Below are 14,772 nucleotides of genomic sequence, written 5' to 3'. Positions count from 1 at the left end.
AGGCCCTATAGCTTAGCAAGCATGGCAGGAAAACCCATGTAGGAGCCGGGCGCTGCCTGGGCGCGCTCTAATGCGTGCCATGCAAAACGATAGCTCTTCTCCCCAGGCGCCAGCGGCGCGCCACACGGCTGCGCTGGTTCTGTTTTCCGGCGGCCAGGATTCGACCACCTGCCTGGCGCAGGCACTGTCGCTGTACGAGCGCGTCGAGACCCTGGGTTTTGACTACGGCCAGCGCCACAGTGTGGAAATGCAGGTGCGCCAGCAGGTGCGCGAGCGGCTGGCCAGGGACTTTCCCCAATGGGCACCGCGCCTGGGCGATGACCATGTCCTCTCGCTGGACGTGCTGCAACAGATCGGCGGCTCCTCCCTGACCGAGGACGTGGCCTTCGCCATGCAGGCCGACGGCCTGCCCAACACCTTCGTGCCCGGCCGCAACCTGCTGTTCCTGACCCTGGCCGGCGCGCTGGCCTACCGGCGCGGCCTGTCGGTGATCGTCACCGGCGTCTGCGAGACCGACTACTCCGGCTACCCCGACTGCCGAGACGACACCATGAAGGCCATGCAGCTCGCCCTGAACCTGGGCCTGGAGCGGCGCCTGCGCATCGAAACGCCCCTGATGTGGATAGACAAGGCCCAAACCTGGCAAATGGCCCACGACCTGGGCGGCGACACCCTGGTGGACCTCATCCAGCGCGACACCCACACCTGCTACCAGGGCACGCGCGAGACGCTGCACGACTGGGGCTACGGCTGCGGAACCTGCCCCGCCTGCGACCTGCGAGCCCGCGGCTGGCATCAATGGCAGGCGCAGCGCGAGACAGCAAACTAAAGAAGCACAGCGCTAAAAACCGGCGCGGCCAAAAGCGAGGGACACCGAGCAAGGGCCGCCCCGCAGTGAGGGTGTCGTCCCCCTCCCCCGCGAAGCGGGCAGAGAGGGGGAAGGCGCGCAGCGCCTCAGGGGGTGCTTGTTCTACACCGGCCAGACGACTCCGTGGTCGTTCAAGATGGCGTCCAGGGGCAGGTCATGCGGCTCGGGCTCGAACTCGTCCACATAGCCGCAGCCGTAGCCCAGGCCCACGGTGAAGGGCTTGGGCTGCAGTTCAGCCAGGGTGCGGTCGTAGAAACCCCCGCCATAGCCCAGGCGGTAGCCGCCGGCCGCGTAGCCCACGCAGGGCACGAACAGCAGGGTGGGGGTCAGGGTTTCGGTGTCCTTGGGCTTGGGAATGCCGTAGGCATCCTCTTCCATGGGGCAGCCCGGGTACCAGGCGTGAAAGCTGAGTGTCTTACGCTGCTTGTCAATCACCGGCAGTCCGATTCGGCGCCTTTGTGGGGTACCCTGTAGCTCGCCATCTTCCTTCCAGCGGTGAAGCGCGGGCAGCGGATCGAACTCTCCCTTGATCGGCCAATAGGCGCCGATCACGGTGTCGGGCCGTTGGATCAGCCAAAAGCGCATGACCTGTTGCAGCGCGTCGGCGCGCTGCAGTCGGTCGGGAAGATTGAGGCGCTGGTCTATCAAGCTGCGGCGCAGGGCTGCTTTGTCCATCAGATAATTTCCTCCATGCACTGGCTGAAGATTTTGACACCGCTTTTGGCGGCTTCCCTCTGGACCACCGCAGCCACGCCTGCGCTGGCGCAAAACCGTGGCGACGATGTCTTGCTGGAAATGCAGCAGGCCTTCCGCAAAGGCGACAAGGCCAAGCTCACGCAGCTGCTGCCTTCTGCGCGTGGCCATGTGCTCGAACCTTGGGCCGCGTACTGGGAACTCAAGGCCCGGCTGGATGAAGCCAGTGCCGATGAGATTCTGGGGTTTTTCAAGCGCTGGCCCGGCACCTACCAGGAAGACCGGCTGCGCAATGACTGGCTGCTGCTGCTGGGGCAGCGCCGCGACTGGGGCATGTTCGACCAGGTGCATGGTGCGTTTCGCATGCGCGATGACCGCTCCGTCAGCTGCTACGCCCTGCTGATCGACAGCATCAAGGGCCAGCCTGCTGCCAACCTGGGCCAGCAGGTGCGCGACCTGTGGTGGGCCCAGCGCGACGCCGACGACGGCTGCACCTACGCCGCCGGCGAGCTGTACGCGGCCAAGCAGATCAGCGAACCCGAAGTCTGGCGCAAGGCGCGCCAGGCGGCCGAGGCCAATCGCCAGAAGGCCACGCGCGATGCGGTGGCCATCGTCGCTCCCGAGGCCCTGCCCCAGGTGGCGCAGGTCTTTGCCTCGCCCGCCAAGTACCTGGCCGGGCAGACGCGCGTGCGCGGTGCCGTGCCCAAGGAGCTGGCGCTGCTGGCGTTGGTCCGCATGGCCTCCAGCGACCCGGCGGCGGCGGCCACCCAGCTGGAAGGCGGCTGGGGTGCCCGGCTGACGGCCGAGGAGAACAACTGGGCCTGGGGCGTGATCGGCAAGCAGGCCGCGCTCAAGCTGCAGCCCGAAGCGGCGACCTATTTCGGCAAGGTGCGCAAGGACGGCGACCTCAGCGATGAACTGCTGGGCTGGAAGGTGCGCGCCGCGCTGCGCGCCGGCGACTGGCGCACGGTGCGCCGCGCCATCGACGCCATGGGTCCCGAGCGCACCGAACACACATGGACCTACTGGAAGGCGCGCGCCCTGCTGTCCGGCCGACCGAGCGAGCAGGAACGCTCCGAGGCGCGCCAGTTGCTGGAGGACATGGCCGGCCCCGGCAGTTTCTACGAGCAGCTGGCGCTGGAGGATATCGGCCAGCGCGTGACGGCGCCCCCCCAGCCGGCGCCGCCCACGGCGCCCGAAAAGGCCGCGGCCCGCGCCAACCCCAGCCTGGTGCGCGGCCTCTACGCCATCCAGAACGGCCTACGCAGCGAAGGCGTGCGCGAATGGAACTACGCCACCAACCTGCACCAGGCCGGCGGCATGAGCGACCGCGAACTGCTGGCCGCCGCCGACCTGGCCTGCCAGCAGCAGGTCTGGGACCGCTGCATCAACACCAGCGAGCGCACCCGCAGCTTTGCCGACTGGAGCCAGCGCTTTCCCATGCCCTTCCACGACACGGTGCTGGCGCGCTCGCGCTCCATCGGCCTGGACCCGGCCTACGTCTATGGCCTGATCCGCCAGGAAAGCCGCTTCATCATGGATGCCCGCTCGGGCGTGGGCGCCTCGGGCCTGATGCAGGTCATGCCGGCCACGGCCCGCTGGACGGCGCGCAAGATCGGCATGACGGACTTTTCTCCGTCCATGATCAATGACCGCGAGGTGAACATCACCATCGGCACCGCCTATCTGAAGCTGGCGCTGGACGATTTCGACGGTTCCATGGCACTGGCTGCGGCCGGCTACAACGCCGGTCCCGGCCGCCCGCGCAACTGGCGCAACGGCCCGGTGCTCGACGCCGCCATCTGGGCCGAGAACGTTCCCTTCACCGAGACGCGCGACTACGTGAAGAAGGTGCTGTCCAACACCACCAACTACGCGGCGCTCATCACGGGCCAGCCCCAGTCGCTCAAGAGCCGTCTGGGCACCATCGGCCCCCGCGACGCAGCCACGCCCGACCCCAGCAAGGACCTGCCCTGAGCCGCACTTGACATTCCTGCGGGGTGCAGCGTCGCCTGGCGTTGCTACACTTGGTTACCGACAGGCGGGCCGCATGCCGCGGCCCCGGATACCGCAGGGGTTTCAATAATGACAACAACATGGAGCCGCGCGGCCTGGGCCGCGCTGGGTCTTGCATGGGCGTGCACGGCGGCGTCGCAGCCCGTCTACAAATGGGTGGACGCGGAAGGGCGCACGCATTACGGATCGCAGCTGCCCACCGACCAGGCCGATGCCGGCCAGATCAAGGTATCGCCCAATGGCAGCTCGGGCGCAGGCTCGGGCCGGTTTGGCGAGGAGCGCAACCCCGACGGCACGAAGAAGCTGCCCAAGCAGGTGCGCGAGATGGCGGACGGCGTGGCCAAGGGCCTGAGCAAGGTCGATTCCAAGGAGGTGCCGCTGAACTGCGCCGCCGCCGTGGACAACATCCGCAGCCAGGTGGACACCATGGTCGAGAACGGGCAGAAGAACGTCAAGGGCGGCTACATCACGCAGGCGCAGTTCGATGCAACCGCCGGCAAGTTCCGCGAGGCGCGCACGCACGCCACCGTGGCCGACTGCCAGGCCGCCACGGGCCGCTCCAAGGCCATGTACCAGTGCATGTCCAACAGCTACAACCACCTGATCGGCTGTGCCGAAAAGCACAAGCCCTGAAGCGATCCGATTCCTCAGGTCTCCGCCCACATGCGCAGCAGGTTGTGATATTGGCCCGCGAGGCTGAGGGTTTCGTCGGTCTCGCCCAGTTTTTCGCGCAGGCGCTGGATGGTCTGGTCCATCTCGAACAGCATGGCCCGGCGTGTGTCGTCGCGCACCATGCTCTGTGCCCAGAAGAAGGAGCACACGCGCTCGCCCCGGGTGACCGGTTCCACGCGGTGCAGGCTGGTGGAGGGGTAGAGGATGAGATCGCCGGCCGGCAGCTTGACCTCGTGCGTGCCGTAGGTGTCCACCACGACCAGCTCGCCGCCGTCGTAGTCCTCGGGATCGCAGAGGAAGAGGGTGCAGGACACATCGGTGCGCATCCACTGCTGCGTGCCTGACAGGCGCCGCGCCGCACCGTCCACGTGCAGGCCATAGGTTTCACTGTCCGCATAGCGGTTGAACAGCGGCAACATGGTGCGTGCGGGCAGGGCGGCACTGAAGTACAGCGCATTGGCCGCCAGCGCCTGCTCGATGATGCGGCCCTGCTCCAGTGCCACGGGCGAGTCTTCGGGCAACTGGCGGTTGCGCTTGACCCGGGCGCCCTGGCTGCCTGCCGTGGCACGGCCATCCACCCAGTCGGCGGCGTCGATGGCTGTGCGGATGGCAGTGACCTGCTGGCGCGTGAGCACGTCGGGAATGTGCAGCATCATGGTGCGGGTCCTCCTCGCATGGAAAAAGCCCCGGCGGGGCCGGGGCGGTACAGAGATTGTCGGCGCTCTGCGCGCGGCAAGGCCGGCGCAGCGGCCCGTCTTGCATCCACTCAGAAGCGGAAGTTCGCGGACACGCGCACGGAGCGCGGCGTGCCCGGGAAATAGCGGTAGCCGCTCTTGTTGATGGCGCCCACGTATTCCTTGTCGAACAGGTTGTAGAAGTTCAGCTGGATGTCGGCGTTCTTGTTGATGCGGTAGCTGGCCATGGCATCGAAGACCCAGTAGGCATCGGTGAAGTTGGGCGTGCCCACGGCGCCGTCGGTGCCACGCTTGAGTCCGCCCGAGTAGCGCGCCCCGCCAGCCAGCGTCAGGCCGAACGGGAACTGGTAGCTGGTCCACAGCGAGAAGGCGTTCTTGGGCGTGTAGGTCAGGCCGCTGGAGCCGTCCTGCGCCACGGTGGCACCCGTGTCCACCTTGGTGTTCTGGATGGTGTAGCCCGCCGTCACGCCCCAGGCCGGGCTGATTTGGCCCGTGGCGCCCAGCTCCAGACCCTGCACGATCTTCTTGCCGGTCTGTCCCACGGTGCCGTCAGGGTTGGTGACGATCTCGTTGGTGATCTCGGTGCGGAACAGCGCGCCTGTCAGCAGCAGGCGCTTGTCCATCAGCTCCCACTTGGTTCCCAGCTCGGCGGTCTTGGCCTTTTGCGGGTCCATGTTGGGATTGTTGGCGTTGTTGGCGGCCGTGGACAGCGTGAAGTTGGCACCGCCCGGTGGCTGCTGCGACAGGGCGTAGTTCACGTACACGCTGCCATTGGGCGCGGGCTTGTAGAGGCCGCCGATCTTCCAGCTCAGCAGGGTGTCGGAGGCCTCCAGGCCCACGGCGCTGGGCAGCACGGTGCCTGCAGGATTGCTGCCGCAGGCCGGGCCGCTGCGGCCGCCGCAGACGGCGCGTGCGTCGTACTGCGTCTTGTAGCGGTCCAGGCGCAGGCCGGCGTTGGCCTGCCATTGCTCGTTGAACTTGAGCGTGTCGAAGGCGTACAGCGCAAAGGTGTCGGTCGAGCCCTTGCTGTCGGCGCCGTTGCGCGACCAGTTCAGGCCGGAGCTGGGCACCTGCGGGTCATAGAGATTGGCATCGGGCCAGGCGCCTGTGGTGCCCGTGCCGTAGTTGCTCTGCTTCTCGCGCGTGATCTCCACCCCGGTGCTCAGCTCGTGCCGCACGCTGCCTGTCGCCAGCTTGGTCGTCAGGTTGGTCTGGTTGGTGACGATGTCGTTGACCTGGTTCTTGAAGGTCGGCAGGCTGCGCGCCACGGTCCAGTTGGCGGGGTTGCTGCTGTTGTTGGCAGACAGCGTCATGAAGGCCGTGAGCAGGTAGTCCTGCTTGGTGCGGCCCCAGCGCGTGGTGTTGCGCAGCGTGGTGTCGGGCGTGAAGTCGTGCTCCACGCGCAGCGTGACCATGTCGGCCGTCACGTCGTCGTGGTCGGCGCTGGTGCCGTAGAAGCGGCTGGGGTCCACGGGGCGGCCCGCGTTCAGGCGCGCGTCGGTGTTGCTGTAGCCGGGCAGGCCGATGGTGGGCACGCCGCCGTCCGGCACATTGCTTTGCTTGACGTGCAGCACGTTCAGGTAGGTACGCGTGTCGGTGTTCAGTCCGAAGGCGAACGACGGTGCGATGCCCCAGCGGTCGTTGGCCACGCGGTCGCGGCCGGCGACGCCGGCGTCCTGCACCATGGCGTTGAGCCGGAAGGCCGCGCCGCCCATGCCGGTCAGGCTCTTGTTCCAGTCCACGGTGGAGCGCTTGTAGCTGCCCGAGCCCGCACCCAGCGAGGCGCCGAAGCTGTCGGTCAGGCTGGGCTGCTTGGTGACCATGTTGATGGCACCGGTGGGGGCACTGCGGCCGTAGTCGGTGCTGGCCGGGCCCTTGGTGACTTCCACCTGCTCGGTGTTGAACACGTCGCGCGAGATGGAACCCACGTCGCGCACGCCATCCACATAGATGCTGTTGGAGGTGTCGAAGCCGCGCATGTAGATGGCATCACCCGTGCTGGTGTTGCCGTTCTCGCCCGCGTAGAAGGTGCCTGCACCGGGCACGTTGCGCAGCGCCTCGGTCAGCGTGGTGGCGCCTTGTTCCTGCAGCACCTGCTCCTTGATGACGGAGATGGTCTGCGTGGTGTCCACCAGCGGCTGGGTGAACTTGGGAGAGGAGACCTGCGTGGGCTCGTAGCCGGTGCTGCGTGCGCCTTCGACCGTCACTTCCTTGAGGCTGGGCGCGGCATTGGTGCCAGGGGAAGAAGTCTGGGCCATTGCGGGCAGGCCCAGGGTGGCCAGGGCTGCGGCAGCAGCGATGAGACCGGCCGACGACGGGCGGCCGGCACCATGGTGTTTGCGGCTTTTGATGTACGTGTTGGAGTTCGCCATGTTGGAGGAGGGCGCAATGCCCGGCGCACGGGAGGGCGCCGTGGGCGGTGAATGTGCTGGCTTGCTGGTCGGATGGCGTGCAGGACGGCTCCGGTGCTGGCTGTAACAGAGGTCTATGTCTGTAGTGAAAATGATAGTGATTCTTAATAAAAATATAAGAACTATCTGATATCGCCTTGTCTGTTCGTTGCCGCTCGGCAACACCTCGCTGGCATCAGAACTTCAGCGTGGCCACGAGCCGGGCCGAGCGTGCTGGGCCCGGCATGTAGCGTGCGCCGTTGTTGTTGAGGCTGGCCACATATTTCTTGTCGACCAGGTTGTAGACGTTCAGTTGAAGGCGCAGGTGCTTGCTGACCTCATAGGCCATGAAGGCGTCGTAGACCCAGTAGTCGCGTGTGCTGGGCATGTTGGTGGTGTCCGGCACGGCGGAATTGCTGACCAGGCGCGCCATCCTGGCCATGTAGCGTGCGCCACCACCCAGCGTCAGTCCGTTGCCGAAGCGGTACGTGGTCCAGCTGGTGAAACTGAGCTTGGGTGACCAGTTCAGGTGTGCGCCGGTCTGTGAAGACGTGCCCTGCTCAATCTTGGTGTTCATGCGTGCCAGGCCGGCCGTGACGTTCCAGGCCGGCGTAATCTGGCCGACGGCGCCCAGCTCGATCCCCTTGACCTGCTTCTTGCCATACTGGGTCACGGCACCCGTGACGTTGTCGATGGTGCCCAGGTCGTTGCGCACCGTGGTTTGGAACAGGGCGGCCGTCAGCAGCAGGCGGCGATCCAGGATGTCCCACTTGGTCCCCATTTCCAGGTTGGCGGCCTTGGAGGGGTCCATGCTGGAGTGGTTGATGTTGCCCTCCGTAGCACTGAGCGAGAAGTTGCTGCCGCCCGGCGGCTGCTGCGACGTCGAGATGCCGGCGTAGATGCTGCCGTAGTCCACCGGCTTGAAGACCAGCCCCAGTTTTGTGCTTAGCAGGCTGCCGCTGCTGCTTAGTTGGCTGGTGGTCTGCGCACCCGTGGCGGCATTGGGTGCGGTGGTGTTGTCGTTGGCGCTGCGGTAGCGGTCCCAGCGCAGGCCGCCGTTGAGCTGCCACTGCGGACTGAACTCGATGCTGTCGAAGGCATACAGCGCGACGGTTCTGGTGTTGCCTTCGCTGATCTGGCCTGTGTAGCGGATGTCCTGGCCCGTGATTGGATCGTTGACGTTGGGGGCATAGAGGTTGGCGGGCGCCATAGTGCCGGCGCCCGTGCGTCCCCTGGAGGTCTGCTTCTCGTAGATCAGTTCCAGGCCCGCGCTCAGCGCGTGCTGCAGTCCGCCGGTCTTGAAACTCGATGAAAGATTGCTCTGGTTGGTGAGCAGTTGGTTGGATTGCCAGCGCAACTGGCGCGAGCGCGAGGCAGTCCAGGTGGCGGGGTCCGGGCGACCCACGGCGCTTGCGCCGCTTCCGTCGCTGACGATGCCCGAGGTGCCCGTGAGCAACTGGTCGATCTTGCTGCGTCCCACGCGCGTGATGTTGCGCACCGTGGTGCCGGGTGACAGGTCGTGCTCGAAGCGCACGGTGGCCTGGTTCAGCTCGGTCTTGCTGAAGTCGTCCAGGCTGCCGTAGAAGTTGGACGGGTCCACGGGCCGTATGTCTTTGATGCCCAGTATGGACAATGCGCCGTTGTAGAAGCCTGGAAGTCCCACGGTGGGCACGCCGCCATCGGGACGGTTGTCGTATTGCAGCAGTTGCATGTCGGCGATGAGGCGCGTGGGCGTGCCCAGCCCCAGGGCCAGCGATGGCGCCATGCCCATGCCCTGGTCGCGCACGAAGTCGCGGCCTGCGACACCACTGCTCTGGACCATGGCGTTCAGACGCAGGGCGGCGGTGGCGCCGAGCTGCCGGTTCAGGTCTGCAGTGGCGCGGTTGGTGTCGGCGGTGCCGGTGCCAAGGCGTATCTGCGACAGATCGCCCAGCATCGGCAGCTTGGTGCGCATGTTGATGCTGCCGGAAGGCGCGCCGCGCCCGTACTCGGAACCCGAGGCGCCCTTGACGATCTCGATGTCCTCGATGTTGAAGGTGTCGCGCACCGAGCTGCCCAGGTTGCGCACGCCGTCGATGAAGATGCTGCCTGTGGTGTCGAAGCCGCGCATGAAGATGTTGTCCTTGCTGTTGGAGTTGCCGCCTTCTCCCAGCAACAGGGTCACGCCGGGCGTGTTGCGCAAGGCTTCCTGCAAGGTGGTTGCTTCCTGTTCCTCCATGACTTCCCGGCGTATCACCGACAGGGTCTGGGGCGTGTCCACCAGCGGGCGGGTGAACTTTGGGGATGCTGCCTTTTGCGCCTTGTAGCCGCCGTCATGGCGGTCGCGGACCTGGACTTCACCGAGTGTCTGGTCCAGCGGAGCTGGCGCGGCGGGCTGCGCCTGGATCTGCATCGGCAGGCTCAGTGCCATCAGCGTGGCGGCGATGCCCACGGCATGCGGCCGTGTCGCAGCCGCGCAGTGCTTGCGGCCGGTGATGTGATTGGTGTGGTGAGCCATGCCCGCCTCCCTCGCTGTGCATGATTGGATGCTGGCTGGCGGGGCGGCTGGACGCGGAGCGCGTCATGTGGCAGGCCTGAGGCTCGCTCTGATCAGCGCAGGCACTTGGCCTGCAGTGCGATTCCCGTGGACGTCAGGAGCGCCTTTTTGCTGATCAGCGAATGCTAGTCATTGCCATTTGTGAAATCTATCAGAGCATTCTTAATTTCTTTTACGTCTATCGCAGATCTGTTTCGTTCAGGCGTTGTGAACCCATTCGCCCTCGCGCTGCGCCGCGCCCGATTGCACCAGCGCATCCACCAGCGTGCGGCTCCAGTGCTCGGCGGTTTCGTGGCTGAAATAGCCTGCATGCAGCATGCCGAAGTAGGGCGTGGCGGCCAGCCAGGCCAGCAGATCGGTGGTGCGTATGCGCTGCCAGTCCAGCAGCCGGTACTTGAGCAGCACCTTGGCCGCGTAGAGCGCGTGGCGCTCGGGTGCGCGCACAAAGCCGTCCAGGCGGCGGCGCGCCGTGTCCAGCGCGGCGGCCACGCCCGTGAAAACGCCGCCGTGGCCGGGGACGATGGTGAGCGGTGCCAGGCCTTCGATCACGTCGAGCGTGGCGGCCACCTCGTCGAAGGCGCTCAGGCCCTCGATCTCGGGGAAGACCACGCCGAAGCCGTTTTCCCAGAGCGCGTCGGCCGAGATCAGGGTGCGGCTGGCGGGCTCGAACAGGATGATGGAGTGCGGATCGTGCCCGGGCGCGGCATGGATCTGCCAGTCGCGCCCCGACAGCCGCACGCTGGTGCCGGGCTGCAGCACGCCGGTCAGCGCAAATTGCGGGCATTCCTGGCCGGTGGGCGTGTAGCTCAGTGCAGCGGGGTTCCAGTCGCGCACGAAGGCGGCCTGGCCCGGTGCGGCGTAGGTTCTGGCCTGCGGCCAGTGCGCCTGCAAGGCAGCATTGCCGCCGCAGTGATCGCTGTGCAGATGGGTGTTGAGGATGCGTGCCAGCGGTTGGCCGGCCAGCGTCTGCTCGACCAGCAGCACGGTCTGCCCGGCATGGCTGACGTAGCCGGTATCGACCACGGCAGCGCCGTCGTCCTGCGGGTCGTCCACAGGGACATCGGAATCGGCATCGGCGGCGAAGACGATGTTGTTGGCCGACAGCCAGCCGCGCTCCAGCACGGTCATGCCGGGGGGCAGCGCGGCGCTGTCGCTGGTTGGGGCGGAGGTTGTCATGAGGAGGTGGGCGGCTTTTGCCCAAGGCTAACAGCCGCAGGCAGCCACGGCTGACGCGTGGGCTACAGCTGCGGCCGTGCGGGTTTCAGGCGGGATCGCGCAGGGCGCGCCTGAGGATCTTGCCTACGTTGGTCTTGGGCAGTTCGTCGCGGAACTCCACCGTGCGCGGGCGCTTGTAGCCGGTGAGCTGGTCATGGCAAAAGCGCATCACCTGGTCCTCGGTCAGTGCCGGGTCGCTGCGCACCACGTAGACCTTGATGGCCTCGCCCTGGCGCTCGTCGGCCACGCCCACGGCTGCGCATTCGAGCACGCCGGGGCACATGGAGATCACGTTCTCCAGCTCGTTCGGATAGACGTTGAAGCCGCTGACCACCATCATGTCCTTCTTGCGGTCGATGATGCGGGTGAAGCCCTCCTGGTCCATCACGCCGATGTCGCCGGTGCGCATGTAGCCGTCGGCCGTGAAGGCCTTGGCGGTTTCGTCGGGCTGGTTGTAGTAGCCGCGCATGACGTTGGGGCCCTTGATGCACAGCTCGCCGGCCTCTCCCATGGGCAGGTCGCGGCCTTCGTCGTCCTTGATGGCGATGGAGATGCCCGGCAGCGGCAGGCCGATGGTGCCGCTGAAGGAGGTGGTGATGACGGGGTTGTTGGTGCCGATGGCGCAGGTCTCGCTCATGCCCCAGCCTTCGATCATCACGCTGCCCGTGACCTGCTGCCACTGGCGCGCCGTGCCCTCGCTGGCGGCCATGCCCCCGGCCTGCGACACGCGCAGCTGCGAGAAGTCCAGCTCGCGGAACTGGGCGTTGTTGAGCAGGGCGTTGAACAGGGTGTTGACGGCCGGCAGGATGTGGAAGGGCCGTTTCTGCAGCACCTTGACGAACTTGGGGATGTCGCGCGGATTGGGGATCAGGCTCAGGCTGGCGCCCATGCGCATGGCAAACAGGCTCACCGTGAGCGCGAAGATGTGGTACAGCGGCAGCGCCGCGATGATGTGCGTGTCCTGGGCCTTCACGCGGCCATGCAGCGCGGGCGTGAACCAGGCATGGGCCTGCAGTGTGGCGGCCACGATGCAGCGGTGGGTGAGCACGGCGCCCTTGGACAGGCCCGTGGTGCCGCCCGTGTACTGGAGAAAGGCCACCGAATCCAGCCCCGCCTGGCTGGGCCGCAGTTCTTTCTGGGCGCCGCGCGCCAGCGCCTGGGAAAAGGTCGTGACCTCGCGCACCGTGCCGCCCGCGCCGTCCAGCGGCAGGCTGTAGGCCGGCACCATCTTGGCCAGGTGGCGCACGGCGAAGGTGATCCAGCTGCCGTACATGCCGCCCAGCAGATCGCCCATGGCCGTGACGCAGACATGGCGTATGGCGCTGCGCTCGATCACGTCGGCCAGGGTGTGGGCGAAGTTCTCCAGGATGATGATGGCCGTGGCGCCCGAGTCCTTGAGCTGGTGCTCCAGCTCGCGCGGGGTGTACAGCGGATTGACGTTGACGCAGGTGTAGCCGGCGCGCAGCACGGCCGCCATGCTCACGGCGAACTGCGGCACATTGGGCAGCATGATGGCCACGCGCGCATCGGGCTCCAGGCCCAGCCCCTGCAGCCAGGCGCCCAGGCGGGTGGACAGCTGGTCCAGCTCGCGGTAGCTCATCCAGCGGTCCATGCAGACCGAAAAGGGCAGGTCCGCATGCTGGGTGAAGGCCTCCTCCAGCAGGTGTGTGAGCGAGCGGTATTGCTCGGGATGCACCTCGTGAGGCACATCGGCGGGATAGTTCTTGAGCCAGGGCGCAGCGTCCATGCAGGGTACCTTGGGTTGCTGGGAAGACAGGGGGACAGCGAAGTTGCAGGCGCCGGTCGGCCGGCCACCGCTGCGGCCGATTCTGGTCAGGCGGGTGCTTTGCGGTCTACACGGGGTTGTCCTAGGGCCTGTGCTACGTTGGCTTCTTTTTTCATTGGGGACGGGCTGCCGTGAACGCACGCATTCTGCAAATGGTGGCGCTGGGCACGCTGGCGGGCGCCGCGGCCTGGCTGGCATGGTGGTGGCCGCGTTCACCCGGGCTGGCGCTGGCGGGGGCGCTGCTGGGCCTGTGCTGGCCGGGCCTGCACCTGGGCCTGCAGATGCTGCTGATGCGCCGCGTGGTGCGCAAGGCGGGGGCACCTGTGCCGTCGTGGCGCACGGTGGCGGCGGCCTGGTTGGCCGAGTGGCGGTTGGCCGTGCAGGTGTTTGGCTGGCGGCTGCCGTTTCGCGCCCGTGCCCAGGCCGATGGCTGGCCTGACGGCGGCACCACCGGCCAAGTGGGTGCGATGGGCCAGGTGGGCGTGGTGCTGGTCCACGGGTTCTTCTGCAACCGCGCGGTCTGGGCGCCCTGGCTGCGGCGGCTCAAGAAAGGCGGCATTGCCTGCGCTGCCATGACGCTGGAGCCGGCGCATGGCGCATCCATCGACGCCATGGTGGCCGACCTTGATGCCTGCGCGCACCGCATGGCCCAGGCCACGGGGCGCGCTCCGCTGATCGTGGCGCACAGCATGGGCGGCCTGGTGGTGCGGGCCTGGCTGGGGCAACTGTCGGCGCAGGAGCGCCCGCAACTGGCGGCCCATGTGGTGACGCTGGCCACCCCGCACCGTGGCACCTGGATGGCGCGCTTCGCCCATGGCCTGCCGGCGCTGCAGATGCGCACGGACAGCGCCTGGTTGCAGCGCCTGGGGCCGCCGCCCTCGGACGTGCCCTTCAGCTGCTGGTGGAGCTGCTGCGACAACATCGTCTTTCCATCGCCCGTGGCCACGCTGCCAGGGCAGGATGCGCACCGCCTGGACGATGTGGCCCACGTGCAGCTGGTGTTCGACGAGCGCGTCTGGCGCTTTTGCCTGGCGCTGCGCGAGCGGCTTCAGGCTGCAGATTCCTGCAGCGCCGCTTCCTACAGAGCGACCTCGCCCGGCAGCAGCGCATCTGCCGCGACGGTGGGCTGATCGCGCAGCTGGCGGTACAGCGGCTCGAAATCGGCGGCCGTGAGGTCGAACAGCTGCTGCAGGTCGTCGATCACGAAGTAGGTGTGCTGGTAGCTGTCGATCTTGTAGAGCGTGCGCATGGCGCGCTCCAGCGACAGCGGCAGGCGCTGCGGCTCGGGGCTGCGCACCGAGTAGTTGAGTTCGCCCGATGAACTGAGAATGCCCGCGCCATAGGCGCGCAGGCCGCCCTGTTCGCGGATCAGGCCGAATTCGATGGTGTACCAGTACAGGCGCGACAGCATCTCGCAGGCGCCCAGCTCGGCCGCCTTGAGCCCGCCCTGGCCATAGGCCTGGATGTAGTCGGCGATGACGGGGTTGAACAGCAGCGGCACATGGCCGAAGAGGTCGTGGAAGACATCGGGCTCGACGATGTACTCGAACTCCTCGGGCTTGCGTATCCAGTCCGTGACCGGGAATTTGCGGTTGGCCAGCAGCGAGAAGAAGGGCACCTCGGGAATCAGCCCGGGCACGCCGACGATCTCCCAGCCCGTGGCGCGGCGCAGGCGCTCGTTGACTTCCTCGAAGCGCGGAATGCGGTCCTTGGCGCCCAGCGAGGGCAGGGCGTCGATGAAGTGCTGGCTTGCCAGGCCCGGCAGCAGGGCGGACTGGCGCTCGTACAGGCGCCGGTAGGTGTCGTGGTCGGCCTCGGTGTAGGCGTCGTAGTCCTGCGCGCAGGTGTAGTCGTCGCTGGCGCGGCTGTAATCGCCGCGCGGGGGGCGGTCGGCCTGGCCG

General features: G+C 67.0%; 11 protein-coding genes. 4 read left to right on the top strand and 7 right to left on the bottom strand.

From position 1 onward, the window contains the following. Positions 1-79: 79 nt before the first annotated feature. The gene (gene queC / locus BW39_RS28670; protein WP_170962089.1) at positions 80-829 is read left to right on the top strand and encodes a 7-cyano-7-deazaguanine synthase QueC; all 750 of its coding nucleotides are present in this window, start codon (positions 80-82) and stop codon (positions 827-829) included. Positions 830-970: 141 nt separating this feature from the next. Here queC and BW39_RS28665 read toward each other — a convergent pair whose 3' ends face one another. Next, positions 971-1,543 carry a 5-formyltetrahydrofolate cyclo-ligase gene (locus BW39_RS28665; RefSeq protein ID WP_012203191.1) on the bottom strand — a complete coding sequence of 191 codons (573 nt, stop codon included), beginning with the start codon at positions 1,541-1,543 and terminating at the stop codon, positions 971-973. A gap of 15 nt (positions 1,544-1,558) precedes the next feature. Between BW39_RS28665 and BW39_RS28660 the strand changes: the two genes are divergently transcribed. Together BW39_RS28660 and BW39_RS28655 are read left to right on the top strand one after the other, a co-directional pair. Further along, the gene (locus BW39_RS28660; RefSeq protein WP_043825689.1) at positions 1,559-3,538 is read left to right on the top strand and encodes a lytic transglycosylase domain-containing protein; all 1,980 of its coding nucleotides are present in this window, start codon (positions 1,559-1,561) and stop codon (positions 3,536-3,538) included. A 108-nt stretch (positions 3,539-3,646) separates the two neighbouring features. Continuing rightward, a complete protein-coding gene (locus tag BW39_RS28655; protein WP_043825686.1) occupies positions 3,647-4,210 on the top strand; it encodes a DUF4124 domain-containing protein in 564 nt (187 codons plus the stop codon). A 14-nt stretch (positions 4,211-4,224) separates the two neighbouring features. Here the strand turns inward: BW39_RS28655 and BW39_RS28650 are convergent, their stop codons facing one another. From BW39_RS28650 to BW39_RS28630, 5 genes are all read right to left on the bottom strand, one after another. Continuing rightward, a complete protein-coding gene (locus BW39_RS28650) occupies positions 4,225-4,905 on the bottom strand; it encodes a Fe2+-dependent dioxygenase (protein WP_043825683.1) in 681 nt (226 codons plus the stop codon). Between the two features lie 110 nt (positions 4,906-5,015). Further along, positions 5,016-7,316 carry a catecholate siderophore receptor Fiu gene (locus BW39_RS28645; protein ID WP_043825680.1) on the bottom strand — a complete coding sequence of 767 codons (2,301 nt, stop codon included), beginning with the start codon at positions 7,314-7,316 and terminating at the stop codon, positions 5,016-5,018. A gap of 214 nt (positions 7,317-7,530) precedes the next feature. Then, a complete protein-coding gene (locus tag BW39_RS28640; RefSeq protein WP_043825678.1) occupies positions 7,531-9,831 on the bottom strand; it encodes a catecholate siderophore receptor Fiu in 2,301 nt (766 codons plus the stop codon). A gap of 237 nt (positions 9,832-10,068) precedes the next feature. Then, the gene (locus BW39_RS28635) at positions 10,069-11,046 is read right to left on the bottom strand and encodes an MBL fold metallo-hydrolase (protein ID WP_043825675.1); all 978 of its coding nucleotides are present in this window, start codon (positions 11,044-11,046) and stop codon (positions 10,069-10,071) included. 85 nt (positions 11,047-11,131) lie between these two features. After that, entirely contained in the window at positions 11,132-12,832 is a 1,701-nt protein-coding gene (locus BW39_RS28630) for an AMP-binding protein (RefSeq protein WP_034390222.1), read from the bottom strand. 170 nt (positions 12,833-13,002) lie between these two features. On the opposite strand from BW39_RS28630, the gene BW39_RS28625 reads away from it, so the two are divergent. Next, positions 13,003-14,001 (top strand): esterase/lipase family protein, encoded by a 999-nt coding sequence (locus BW39_RS28625; RefSeq protein WP_043825672.1) that lies wholly within the window; start codon positions 13,003-13,005, stop codon positions 13,999-14,001. Here the strand turns inward: BW39_RS28625 and phhA are convergent. After that, positions 13,950-14,772, bottom strand: an 823-nt coding sequence (gene phhA / locus BW39_RS28620; protein ID WP_043825670.1) for a phenylalanine 4-monooxygenase, incomplete at its 5' end; no start/stop codon positions are given. The two genes, BW39_RS28625 and phhA, sit on opposite strands and share 52 nt — an antisense overlap.

This window comes from Delftia sp. RIT313, assembly GCF_000632165.1.
Lineage (GTDB): Bacteria > Pseudomonadota > Gammaproteobacteria > Burkholderiales > Burkholderiaceae_C > Comamonas > Comamonas acidovorans.
Note: the sequence above shows the minus strand (reverse complement) of the source record. Positions and strands in the feature narration are given on the sequence as shown.